We start from the raw sequence: 11,607 nt of genomic DNA, 5'->3' as shown, positions 1-11,607 counted from the left end.
GAGTGTCCCAGGAGGGGAGCAACCGATGCGGACCGCCAGCGGTGCACAGCTCGATTTGGGCCGGTTGGCCTTGCTCGCCCTCATGCTGGGGGTGGGCTGGTATTTCTGGGATTCGCCCGCCCTGTGGCCCATGAAGGTGCTGGTGGTGATGATGCACGAGAGCGGGCACGCCCTGGCGACGCTGCTGGTGGGCGGCTCCGTGGACCGCATCCACCTGGCGGCCAACGAGTCGGGCTCCTGCCTGTCCCGCCTGCCTCCCGGGCTGTTCGCCAAGGTGGCCGTCTACTCCGGGGGGTACCTGGGCAGCGCGGTGGCGGGCGCGGGGCTGATGCTGGCCACCTTCCGCTTCCGGCTCCGCCGCTGGGTGCTGGGCACGGCCAGCGTGTGGCTCACCGTCATGGGCGTGGTGTACGCGGGGGACAGCTTCACCCTATTCTTCTGCCTGGGCACGGCCGTGGTGCTGGCCCTGGGCGCGAAGTTCCTGCCGGATGGGGTGGTGGACGCGCTGAACCTGTTCATCGCTGCCTTCACGGCGCTGTATGCGCTGTTCGATTTGCGCTCCGATTTGTGGAACAGCGCGGTGCGCTCGCAGAGTGACGCGGCGCTCCTGGCGGACCTCACCTACGTGCCCGCGGTGGTGTGGGCGGCGCTGTGGTCGCTGCTCGCCATCGGCCTGCTGGCGGTGGCGGCGTACACGTCCCTGCACGCCAGGCCCAAGGGGCTCCAGATGCCCTCCGTCACGGCGCGGGCGCGGCGGGTGTAGCGCCTCCCGCGGCCCCAGCCTGACACGCGATAGACTTCTCCGATGATGCGGACATTTCTGGTCTCTGCATTCTCGGTGCTCGCGCTGTCTTTTCTGGGGTGCTCCAACGCCGCGAGGATGCCCGCGTCCCAGGACTGGGAGACCGCGGAGGAGACGTGCGCCGCCGCTGATGATGCCCCTTGCAGCTCGCTCCTTTGCCATGGCGACGCGTGCGGACTCTATCGCTGCGAAGACGTGCCCGGAGCGGTAGAGCTGGCGCGGTTCCCGCCTGCGCGCCCTCCCGCGGCTGCGGCTGCGCCAGTGCGCGGTCCCCGGAGGAATTGGGGAGGAGGCCAGAACCTCCCGCGGGGCGCTGTCATGGTGTTCCCCAACTGGAACGGCGCTGCCGGTTGGGTGGTGCCACCTTCACGTTGGCTCACCCCCGGACGGTGGGAGAAGCACCACATCTTCCCCCAGGCCAGAGACCTGGCGGAGTGGTTCAGGGATAGAGGGCTCAGGATTCACGACTACACACTTCCGATTCCCCGGGACCTTCATCAGCGCATTCACAAAAGGGGGCAACAGCGGCGGTGCATGGAACCAAGCCTGGCGCGAGTTCAGACTCCGCAACGAGAACGCAAGCCCCGAGGAAATCTTCAAGCACGCGGGCGAACTCATCTACCGCTTCCAGCTCATGGGCGGGCCCATTCGCGCCTACCATTCCAAGCCAGGGACTTGAGAGATTGAGTGCATGATGCGGTTCTTCTGGATACGCGAGGAGCGGACGCCGCCCTTCAACGGCAGCTTCGATGCCACACACAAGTGGCGCCTGCCCGGCGTGAAGTGCGATGCCTGTGGAGTGACGTGGGGCGGGGCCGGGCACCAGTACCCAGGGGTGGACCTGTCTCACGTGCCCGAGCGGTCACGCTTCGTGCGCCCCTGGCCTGTTCCCGTTTCGGAACTCACGCAACTGCGAGAGCTGGTTCGCCCCTATGTCCCCCCCGGCGTGCCACTTCCGCCGGGCACGCACCTGGGGCCTCTTGAAGGCACAGCCGCTGGGAGGTTCGGCCCGCTGACGTCACAGGGGGACATTCTGTGGGTCGTGCGGCGAGATGCTCTTGAGCGCCTCCAAACCGAAGGCGTCAGGGGACTGCTCGGCTGTAAAACGGAATTGAGGTTCCGCCAGAAGGAGCCGCCGGAGTTGCTGGAGCTCCAAATCGAGCCGCGCGGCCGGCTCCATATGGACTGCCTTCCCTCGGACCTCGCTCCGCCATGCGACGCCTGTGGCCGGGTCGCGCTTCGACTGCCGGACGCGCCCCTTCTCGACGCAGCATCCCTGCCCATCGATCGCGATGTCTTCCGTGTAGGCGACTACGCCACCGTCATCGTTTGCACCGAACGGTTCATGGAGACAGTGCGCCAGCTCGGCCTGGAAGGAATGGCCTTTCGCGAGATTCCTACGCGCTGATGACGCTGGAGTCCGCCGCCGTTCAGATGCCCTCCGTCACGGCGCGGGCGCGGCGGGTGTAGCGCGCGGGGGCCGACTGACGTCGCGCGGGGCACAATGACCTCACCGAGAGTCGCCCGGACGCGCCCCGTGGGTTGTCGAGTGAAGGCCGCCGCCTCATATCGAAGCCTCCGGCCCGTCCTGTCCCGTGCACCTCCGAGCCCGCCGGCCATCCAGCCCGCGAGCGGCTCCGGACGCGGCACGAGGAGAGACGATGAAACTTCCTGGCATGTGGCGCGCGTGGATTCGCGGCGGACTCCTGCTGACCAGCGTGTGCGCCGTGGGAGGCGCGGTCGCCACCCAGACCGGGTGCGCGTCCACGCCCAACAGCGCGGCCCGCGAGGGAATCCCCCTGTCGCCCACGCCACTCTACGGCAAGTTCGTCTGGCACGACCTCGTCACCGACAACCCCGCAGCCGCGAAGCGCTTCTATCGCGACCTGTTCGGCTGGGAGTTCGTGGACATCCGAGGAGGCCGCCGCCCCTACTCCCTCATCCGCGCCCAGGGACGCTGGATTGGCGGCATCGTCCATCCTGCGAACGCGGCCGAGAAACGCGAAGGCGCGCTGTGGTTGGGCTACCTCTCCGTGCCCGACGTGGACCGCGCCGTTACCGAAGTGAGTGCTCGCGGCGGCAAGGCGCTCGACGGGCCCATCGATGTGCGGAACATCGGCAGAGCCGCGGTGGTCGCCGACCCGCAGGGCGCGGCGGTGGGCTTCGTGCGATCCCAGCCCGGAGACCCGGCCGACACGGGCGTGCCTGATGAGGGCCAGTTCTTGTGGATGGAGTACCTGGCCCAGGACCCCGTCGCCGCGGCGGACTTCTACAAGGAACTCCTGGGCTACGAGGTCCGTGAGCGTCCACTCGGCGGCGGGCCGCACTACGTCCTCGCGCAGGGACAGCATCCCCGAGGCGGCGTGCTGGCCAACCCGGTGAAAGGCGCACGCCCCAACTGGCTCACCTATATCCGCGTGAAGGACCCCGCGGCGCTCGCTTCGCGGGCCCAGGCCCTGGGTGGCCGAGTGTTGATGGCCCCGCGCCCGGACGCGCGTGGCGGCTCGCTCGCGCTCATCGCCGACCCGAGCGGCGCGGTGCTCGCGCTCCAGCGCTACCCCTTCGAAACGTCCAAGTCCGCTACGGCGCCCTGATGCGCCACCTTCGAGGAGAACCCCACATGCGTCTGCGTCGACACGCATCCCCCCGCTCGCTGTCCTGGGCCGTCCTGATGGCCGGTGCCCTGATGACGTCCGGTTGCACGGACCAGCCAGCGGGCGTCGGACTCGGCTTCACCACGCCTTCGCCATGGAACGCGACACCGCAGATGGAGATCACAACCACCTGGAACGGCGGGCCGATGTACTGGTCGCCCTGAGCATACCCGCCTCCTCGCCGCGCAGATAGACTGCGCGGTATGACGCGCGACGAGAAGATCATCGAGGAGTGTCTTCGTGCAGCGGTCGAAGGCCCGTTCTTCTCCGAAAGGGCGTTCCCCTCCGTGTTCGGACTCGACAGAGCGGAGGTCGCCGCCATCCTGGCGTCCTGGCCCGCGTGCGACGACCTAGCGAAACAGAAGTACGCCATCAACAGCACGCTGAACAACCTGCTCGGCTATCCGCACAAGAAATGGGCCCTGTAGCCCCAGTACATCTCGGCCTCGCCCGAAGAGGTCAAGGCCGTCTTCGCGCGCTGGCGAAAGGCCAACCCCTGGGAGGATTGAGCTCCCCCCTGAGCGCCATCGCCCGACGGAGGGGGAATGCCTCCCCGGAGGCGGGCAGCGGACCTCACCACCGCGCCTCCGAGGAGACGGCGCATCACGCCTGCGGGGCGTGCACGCCGTTGGACAGCTCGTTGCGGACGACCTCGGACACGCGCTCGCGGACCATCTCGCCCACGCGCTCACGGACATCGGCGCTCACGCTCTCACGCACCGCGCTCGCGATGCGCTCGGGGTCGACGGCGCCGCCGCCGCTGTGCTGCGTCGGCATCATGGACGGACCGGCGCGCATCGCCTCACCGAGCGCCGACCGGACGGCGTCGGGGAGCTGCGAGCGCAGCGCCGATTCCAGCTCCGAGCGCATGCTGCTGACGAGCCGCTCACGCAGGGAGTCCGCCAGCCGCGTGCGGATGGCGTCCGCCAGGCGCTCCACGTCCTGCATCCCCTGCCCCATCATCATGCCCTGCGGCATCATCCCGCCCTGCCCCATCATCATGCCCCGGTGACGCGCCATGGCGCCGCGCAGCATCTCGCCCATGCGCTCCCGCAGCACCTCGCGGACGCGCTCGCGAACCGCCGAGTTGATGCGCTCACGGAGCCCCTCGGACAGCCGGTCCTGGAGGGCCATCGCGATGCGATCGGGGTCGAACGAGCCGGCCGCCATGCCGCCCCACTGGCGCGTCACGAAGCCGCGGAGCCCGTCGGCCAGGCGCTCGCGCAGGGCCTCGCGCACGCGCTCCCGCAGGCTGTACACCAGTCCCTCGTGGAGGGCGTCGGCCAGGCGCCCGCGAATGGCGTCCGCCATCCGCTCCGCGTCGTGGGGGCTGAAGCCGGGCATGCGCTCCGACATCACCGAGCGCAGCGTGTCCGCCAGCCGCTCGCGCAGGGCCTCGCGCACGCCGTCATGCGCGGCGGTGTTGATGCGCTCGCGCAGGGCCTCCATCAGCCGCGTGCGCACCGCCTCCGCCAGCCGCTCGGCATCCGGGGCGCCGAAGCCGTGGGAGGACATCTGCCACTGCTCAATCAGCGCCGCGCGCACGCACTCGGCCAGCCGCTCGCGGATGCCGTCGCGGATGCGCTCGTGCACCACGGAGGCGATGCGCTCGCGCAGCGTCTCCGCCAGGCGGGAACAAAGCGCGTCCGCGATGCGCTCCGGCTCCGGCATGCCGTAGCCCTGGGGCATCATCCCGAACCCCTGCGGCATCCCGCCGCCGCGCTCGGACATCGCGTGGCGGATGGCCTCCCCCACGCGCTCACGCACCTCGCGGCCGAGCCGATCCTCAATCGCGGAGACAATCTGCTCGCGAACGGCTTCGACGACCCGCTCCTTCAGCGACTCACCGAACATCTGCTGCGACTGGGGAGAAAGCTGCTCCTGAAACATGAGAACGCTCCTGACTCGACGCCTGGACTGCGAGGAAAAACGGCAGGCGAAAACCCCTCTCCTGCCGGGCGCGATTCAATAGACAGGCACGCACTCAGGGTAAACGTGTCCTCGGTGTGAGGCCCCGTTGGCCGCCAGACACCAGCGGCGAGGACCGCTACTTGCGAGGCCGCATGCGGAACGCGACGAAGGCGTCCACATTGTCGAAGGCGAAGTACGGGTTCTTCTGCCGCACCGTCTCCATGGACGTCACCGGCACGTCCGCGTAGTCGTGGCCCGGATACAGCTTCGCGCTGTCGGGCACCTTCGCCAGCACCTGCGACAGGGAGCGGTACATCGCCTCCGGGTTGCCCCCGCTCATGTCACACCGGCCGCAGCCGTTGATGAACACGGTGTCCCCGGACACGAGCGCGTCACCGGCCAGCAGGCAATGCGAGCCCGGCGTGTGCCCGGGCGTGTGCAGTGCCTGGAACGTCTCAGTCCCGACGCGCACGTCATCCCCCGGCCCCAGGGGCCGCAGCGCGCCGCCCAGCTCGCGCAGCTCCGGGGAGAACTGGACCTCTTCACGCTGCGCGAACACCGGCACGTCCCACTTCGACAGCAGGTCCGGCAGCCCGTTGATGTGGTCGAAGTGGCAGTGCGAGACGAACGCGCCCACCACGCGCTTGCCGTCCTGTTTCACCGCCTGCTCGATGGCCTCCACGTCCCACGCGGGGTCCACCACCACCACTTCGTCCGAGTGCCGGGGGCCCACCAGGTAGACGAAGTTGTCCATGGGCCCGAGCTTGAGCTGCCGCACGTACGGTTCACGCATCGCGAAATCCTCCTCGTCGGAAGCCTCACTCTAACGCCCGGGACTTGATGCGGTGGGCCCCTTCCCTCTTGAATAGGCCCTTTTTGCCCCTGGGAGGTCTCCACGTGAAGCGCCCACTGCTCCTTTGCACCCTGCTCGCCGGCACCGCCTTCGCCGCCAAGGAGCGCGCCACCTTCCGCTATGCCGCGCCTCCGGATGGGGAGCGCCCCGTCATCGTCAACGCCGTCATTGGCCCCCAAGGCAGTGACTTCGCCATGCGCCTGCGCTTCGACAAGGTGCCGTGGGGCGACGAGTGCAAGAGCCGCTGCGCCAACGCCACGCTGCTGCTCGACACCGACAACAGCAAGCAGACGGGCCTGCGTCTGGCGACGAAGAACGCGCCCGGCAACGGCGCCGACGTCGCCGTCGTCATCCAGGGCGTGCGCGACTACGCGAAGCAGGAAGGCGCCCCGCCCGTGAGCTGGCTGCGGGTGAAGGTCCGCCTGCTCGGCAGCGAGGCCTCCTCCGTGGATGACGGCGAGCTGCTGGCCGAGTTCAACCACCGCCAGGACCCCGAGCGGCTCCACGTGGACGGCGAAACCATCTACCTGCTGGTGGACGCCACCAGCGCCGCCCTGCCCTCCGCTCGCAAGGCCCGCGTCGTCTACCAGCCGCCCGGCGCCAAGCCGCTCCAGGCCACCATTCCCGGGATGATTGGCAGCGGGAGCGGCAAGGGCGTGCGCATCTTCAAGGACGGTTCGTGGGGGAAGGCCCGCGACGCGACCCCCTAGGGCGTCCGCCTGCAGCCAGGGGGGACGAGCCGTCCTGTCCCACCCGCACCCACCGTCCCGCCCCATGCCCCAGCCAGGAGGCCTCCGACCTCGGAATTCCGCGGGGTTGGAGTGGGGTTCTGCTGGCAAATAGGACTGGACAGACGTATAGGTAGGCACTGTTGGAGAGTGCGCAACCCCCCGAATTCGTTCCCAATGTCAGGGTGGCATGGTAGTCCCGGCGCCCTGTTACATACCTCTGCCCCTCCAACGTGAGGAGTGCGCGGGTCGCGCGCCGCGTTCGGGGTGCGGGGCGTTCTCACCTGTGGATTGACGACCATGCTCGCAGAAGCCGAATCGAAATCGCGAAAGAAGCAGGGGGCCGGGGGAGGCGGCGGTGGCGGGAGTGGCGGCGCCGCGGGTGGCAACGGCGACGGGTCCGTGCCGGCTTCGCTCGCGGACGAGGCACGCCGCCGGTACATCAACTACGCCCTGTCGGTCATCACCTCGCGCGCCCTGCCGGACGTGCGTGACGGCCTCAAGCCGGTGCAGCGCCGCATCCTGTTCGGCATGTACCACGACCACCGGCTGACGCACGAAGCCAAGTACCAGAAGTCCGCCAAGGTGGTCGGCAGTGTCATGGGTCAGTACCACCCGCACGGTGACGCCTCCATCTACGAGGCGCTGGTGCGCATGGCGCAGGACTTCTCGCTGCGCTACCCGCTGGTGGACGGCCACGGCAACTTCGGCTCGCTCGACGGCGACGGCGCGGCGGCCATGCGCTACACCGAGTGCCGTCTGGCGATGCTGTCCAGCGAGCTCCTGACGGAGCTGGGCAAGAAGACGGTGGCCTTCCGGCCGACCTACGACGGCACGCTGCAGGAGCCGGTGGTCATCCCCGCGCGGGTGCCGCAGCTGCTGATGAACGGCACCACGGGCATCGCCGTGGGCATGGCCACCAACATCCCGCCGCACCACCTGGGCGAGCTGGTGGACGCGCTGGTGGCGCTCATCGAGAACCCGCAGCTCCTGACGAAGGACCTGCTCAAGTGGGTGAAGGGTCCGGACTTCCCCACCGGCGGGCAGATCCTCAACGACAAGAAGGAACTGCGCGACATCTACGAGTCGGGCCAGGGGAGCATCCGCATCCGCGGTGAGTACAAGCTGGAGGACCTCAAGCGAGGCGGCCAGCAGATTGTCATCACCTCCATCCCCTACACGGTGAACAAGTCCACGCTGGTGGCCAAGTTCGGCGACCTGGTGCGCGAGCGGAAGCTGCCGCTCATCACCGACGTGCGCGACGAATCCACCAAGGACGTGCGCATCGTCCTGGAGCTGAAGAAGGACGCCAACCCCGAGCTGGTGATGGCGTACCTGTACAAGCAGACGCCGCTGCAGACGAACTTCGGCGTCAACCTCACCTGCCTGGTACCCATCAAGGACAAGCCCGAGTTGAGCACGCCCGAGCGGCTCAACCTCAAGGACATCCTCTGGTACTTCCTCACCTTCCGCTTCGACGTGGTGACGAAGCGCTTCGAGCACGAGCTGGGCGAGCTGCTGCGGCGCGTCCACATCCTGGAGGGTTTCGAGAAGGTCTACGACGCGCTCGACGAGATGATCAAAATCATCCGCGCGTCGGAAGGAAAGCAGGACGCCGCGAAGAAGCTCATCGCCCGCTTCAAGCTGGATGAAGCCCAGGTGGACGCCATCCTGGAGATGAAGCTCTACAAGCTGGCCCGCCTGGAGATTCTCGTCGTGGAGAAGGAGCTCAAGGAGAAGCGCGCCGAAATCAAGCGCATCCAGGGCATCCTCAAGGACAAGAACAAGGTGTGGAGCACCGTCCGGGACGAGCTGGGCGAAATGAAGGCCCGCTACAACGACAAGCGTCGCACGCGGATTGGCGGCGCGGGCTCCGAGGAGATGGAGTTCAGCGCCGAGGCGTTCATCGCGGACGAGGACGCGCACGTGGTCATCACCCGCGACGGCTGGGTCAAGCGCGTGCGCGAGGTGAAGGACCCGTCCACCACCCGCCTGCGTGAAGGCGACGCGGTGATGGCGGTGCTGGCCGGCAGCCTGAAGGCGAACCTGGTGCTGTTCAGCAACTTCGGCACCGCGTACGTCACCCGCTTCAACGACGTGCCCGCCTCCACGGGCTACGGCGAGCCGGTGCAGAAGTTCTTCAAGTTCGACGACGGCGAGCGCGTGGTGTCCGCCCTGTCGCTGGACGCGCGGCTTGCGCGCCCGCAGAAGCTGGTGGGCGTGACGAAGCAGGGCATGGGCATGCGCTTCCTGCTGGAGCCGCACCTGGAGGTCTCCACGCGCGCCGGCCGCCGCTACGCGAAGACGGGCGAGGGCGACGAAATCATTGGCGTGCAGCCGGTGACGGACAAAGACCTGCTGGCGGTGCTGACGGAGAAGACCAGCGCCCTGGTGTGCAAGGTGGCGGAGGTCAACGAGCTGGCTGGCCCGGGCAAGGGCGTCACCGTCATCAAGGTGGACGACAATGACCGGGTGGTGGACTTCCTCGCCGTGTCGCCCGCCCAGAAGGACGCGAAGCTGGAGTTCGAGACGCAGAAGGGCCGCAAGCTGCACCTGTCCCCGGCGAAGTACGGGTTGACGGGCCGCGGCGGCAAGGGCCACGAGATGTCGAAGCGCGACGCCGTGAAGGAGGTGGCACGCCCCGTCACCTTCATCCCGTTGCCCGAGAAGAAGGACTAGGCAGAGGACGCCATGGCGACGAAGAAGGAAACTTACACAGGCGCGGACATCCAGGTCCTGGAAGGCCTGGAGCCGGTGCGCAAGCGCCCGGCCATGTACATCGGCGGCACCGACAGCACGGGGTATCACCACCTGCTGTGGGAGATCCTCGACAACTCGGTGGACGAGGTCATCAACGGCTTCGCCACCACGGTGGAGGTGACGCTCCACAAGGACAGCCGCAGCGTCACGGTGGTGGACAACGGGCGAGGCATCCCCGTGGACATCATGCCCAAGCACAAGAAGCCGGCCGTGGAGGTCATCCTCACGACGCTTCACGCGGGCGGCAAGTTCGAGCAGGGCAACTACATCCACTCGGGCGGTCTGCACGGCGTGGGCAGCTCGGTGGTGAACGCGCTGGCGCGCAAGCTCGTCGTGGAGATCAAGCGCGACGGCAAGAAGCACGTCCAGTCGTACGCGCGGGGCAGGGCCACCAGCACGCTGAAGGTGGAGGGCGCGACGCGAGGCACCGGCACGGCCGTCACCTTCGAGCCGGACCCGGAGATCTTCGGCGAGAAGCTGAAGTTCGACGCGGAGCTGGTGCGCGAGCGGCTGGAGGCCAAGAGCTATCTGCACAAGGGCATGACGGTCGTCTGGAAGGACGAGACGTCCAGCCCCCACACGTCGGTGACGTACAAACACGACGGTGGCATCGCGGAGTACCTCACCAAGGTGGTGACCGAGCGGAACAAGCCGCTGGTGCCCATGGGCAGCGCGGCCTTCTACCACTCGCGCGACAACGGCGTGCGGCTGGAGGCCTCGCTGGCGTGGACGGAGGCCACCGACGAGCACATCCGCTCGTACGTCAACGGCATCCCCACCCCGCTGGGCGGCACGCACGAGGCGGGCCTGCGCAGCGCCGTGGTGAAGGCGGTGCGCAACTACATCGAGACGCACGGCATCGCGCCCAAGGGCGTGACGCTCACCGCGGAGGACATCCGCGAGGGCATCACCGCCATCCTGTCGACCTACGTGGTGGAGCCGCAGTTCCAGGGCCAGACGAAGGGGCGGCTCAACAACCCCGAAGTCAGTGGCCAGGTGGACGGCGTGCTGCGTCCGGCGCTGGAGAAGTGGCTCAACGACAACAAGTCCATCGCGGAGTCCGTGGTGGCGCGCATCGTCCTGGCCGCCCGCGCGCGCGAGGCCAGCCGGGCCGCGTCACAGGCGGTGAGCCGCAAGACGGCGGTCAGCCACCGGCTCAACCTGCCGGGCAAGCTGGCGGACTGCTCGTCCACGGACCCGGGCATGAGCGAGCTGTTCATCGTGGAGGGTGACTCCGCAGGCGGCTCCGCCAAGCAGGGTCGGGACCGGCGCACCCAGGCCATCCTCCCGCTGCGCGGCAAGGTGCTCAACGCGGAGCAGGCGTCCACCGACAAGGTGACGACGAACAAGGAGCTCCAGGACATCGTGTCCGCGCTGGGCTGCGGCATCGGCTCCGACTTCGACATCAGCAAGCTGCGCTACGGCCGCGTCTTCCTGCTGATGGACGCCGACAGCGACGGCCACCACATCGCCACGCTGCTGCTCACCTTCTTCTACCGGCACCTGCGTCCGCTCATCGAGAGCGGCGCCATCCACATCGCCCAGCCGCCGCTGTACCGCGTGGACATCGGCAAGGAGACGTACTGGGCGCTGGATGAGCCGGACCGCGACCGCATCATCAAGGAGAAGACGAAGGGCAACGCCAAGCCCAACATCATGCGCTTCAAGGGTCTGGGTGAGATGACGCCCGACGAGCTGAAGGAGACGACGCTCGACCCCAAGCACCGGATGAGCCTGCGCGTCACCATTGACAAGCCGCTGGAGACGGACCGGCTCATCAATGACTTGATGGGCAAGGACGTCAGCGCCCGCTTCAGGTTCATCATGGAGCGTGCCAGCGAGGTCCAGGACCTGGACGTTTAGTCAGAGCGGAATCACCGTCGCGGGTCCCTCCCCACC

General features: G+C 68.1%; 9 protein-coding genes and 1 pseudogene. 8 read left to right on the top strand and 2 right to left on the bottom strand.

The features are described 5' to 3' along the window. Positions 1–25 precede the first annotated feature (25 nt). The 5 genes and pseudogenes from OZ403_RS12760 (at position 26) to OZ403_RS12740 (ending at position 3,884) form a co-directional block, all read left to right on the top strand. The gene (locus tag OZ403_RS12760) at positions 26–763 is read left to right on the top strand and encodes a M50 family metallopeptidase (protein ID WP_140789867.1); all 738 of its coding nucleotides are present in this window, start codon (positions 26–28) and stop codon (positions 761–763) included. Between the two features lie 45 nt (positions 764–808). Continuing rightward, positions 809–1,481 (top strand): annotated as a pseudogene (gene sitA6, locus OZ403_RS12755) (SitA6 family polymorphic toxin lipoprotein). Between the two features lie 12 nt (positions 1,482–1,493). Beyond that, positions 1,494–2,210: a SitI6 family double-CXXCG motif immunity protein gene (gene sitI6, locus OZ403_RS12750; RefSeq protein WP_268784317.1), complete on the top strand. Its 717-nt coding sequence runs from the start codon at positions 1,494–1,496 to the stop codon at positions 2,208–2,210. A 253-nt stretch (positions 2,211–2,463) separates the two neighbouring features. Then, on the top strand, positions 2,464–3,396 hold the full coding sequence (locus OZ403_RS12745; protein ID WP_268784316.1) for a VOC family protein: 933 nt from the start codon (positions 2,464–2,466) through the stop codon (positions 3,394–3,396). Positions 3,397–3,659: 263 nt separating this feature from the next. After that, complete coding sequence (locus tag OZ403_RS12740) at positions 3,660–3,884, top strand: hypothetical protein (protein ID WP_268784315.1); 225 nt, start codon at positions 3,660–3,662, stop codon at positions 3,882–3,884. A 175-nt stretch (positions 3,885–4,059) separates the two neighbouring features. On the opposite strand, the gene OZ403_RS12735 is transcribed toward OZ403_RS12740, so the two are convergent. Beyond that, positions 4,060–5,346, bottom strand: coding sequence for a hypothetical protein (locus OZ403_RS12735; RefSeq protein ID WP_140874335.1), 1,287 nt, complete (start codon positions 5,344–5,346; stop codon positions 4,060–4,062). A 157-nt stretch (positions 5,347–5,503) separates the two neighbouring features. Then, positions 5,504–6,160, bottom strand: a complete 657-nt coding sequence (locus OZ403_RS12730; RefSeq protein WP_140789860.1) for an MBL fold metallo-hydrolase — start codon at positions 6,158–6,160, stop codon at positions 5,504–5,506. A 104-nt stretch (positions 6,161–6,264) separates the two neighbouring features. On the opposite strand from OZ403_RS12730, the gene OZ403_RS12725 reads away from it, so the two are divergent. From OZ403_RS12725 to OZ403_RS12715, 3 genes are all read left to right on the top strand, one after another. Beyond that, the gene (locus OZ403_RS12725) at positions 6,265–6,930 is read left to right on the top strand and encodes a hypothetical protein (protein ID WP_140789858.1); all 666 of its coding nucleotides are present in this window, start codon (positions 6,265–6,267) and stop codon (positions 6,928–6,930) included. A 318-nt stretch (positions 6,931–7,248) separates the two neighbouring features. Further along, the gene (locus tag OZ403_RS12720; RefSeq protein ID WP_268784314.1) at positions 7,249–9,627 is read left to right on the top strand and encodes a DNA gyrase/topoisomerase IV subunit A; all 2,379 of its coding nucleotides are present in this window, start codon (positions 7,249–7,251) and stop codon (positions 9,625–9,627) included. A 12-nt stretch (positions 9,628–9,639) separates the two neighbouring features. Beyond that, on the top strand, positions 9,640–11,571 hold the full coding sequence (locus OZ403_RS12715; protein ID WP_268784313.1) for a DNA gyrase/topoisomerase IV subunit B: 1,932 nt from the start codon (positions 9,640–9,642) through the stop codon (positions 11,569–11,571). The last annotated feature ends 36 nt before the right edge of the window (positions 11,572–11,607 follow it).

Source organism: Myxococcus sp. NMCA1, from assembly GCF_026810205.1.
In the GTDB taxonomy this organism is placed as follows: Bacteria; Myxococcota; Myxococcia; order Myxococcales; family Myxococcaceae; genus Myxococcus; species Myxococcus xanthus_A.
This window is presented reverse-complemented; position numbering and strand designations above follow the sequence as displayed.

What these genes read in the sequence shown, in the direction of transcription:
- OZ403_RS12760 (WP_140789867.1), top strand. Translation starts at nt 26, where the DNA reads ATGCGGACCGCCAGCGGTGCACAGCTCGATTTGGGCCGGTTGGCCTTG.
- sitI6 (WP_268784317.1), top strand. Translation starts at nt 1,494, where the DNA reads ATGATGCGGTTCTTCTGGATACGCGAGGAGCGGACGCCGCCCTTCAAC.
- OZ403_RS12745 (WP_268784316.1), top strand. Translation starts at nt 2,464, where the DNA reads ATGAAACTTCCTGGCATGTGGCGCGCGTGGATTCGCGGCGGACTCCTG.
- OZ403_RS12740 (WP_268784315.1), top strand. Translation starts at nt 3,660, where the DNA reads ATGACGCGCGACGAGAAGATCATCGAGGAGTGTCTTCGTGCAGCGGTC.
- OZ403_RS12735 (WP_140874335.1), bottom strand. Translation starts at nt 5,346, where the DNA reads ATGTTTCAGGAGCAGCTTTCTCCCCAGTCGCAGCAGATGTTCGGTGAG.
- OZ403_RS12730 (WP_140789860.1), bottom strand. Translation starts at nt 6,160, where the DNA reads ATGCGTGAACCGTACGTGCGGCAGCTCAAGCTCGGGCCCATGGACAAC.
- OZ403_RS12720 (WP_268784314.1), top strand. Translation starts at nt 7,249, where the DNA reads ATGCTCGCAGAAGCCGAATCGAAATCGCGAAAGAAGCAGGGGGCCGGG.
- OZ403_RS12715 (WP_268784313.1), top strand. Translation starts at nt 9,640, where the DNA reads ATGGCGACGAAGAAGGAAACTTACACAGGCGCGGACATCCAGGTCCTG.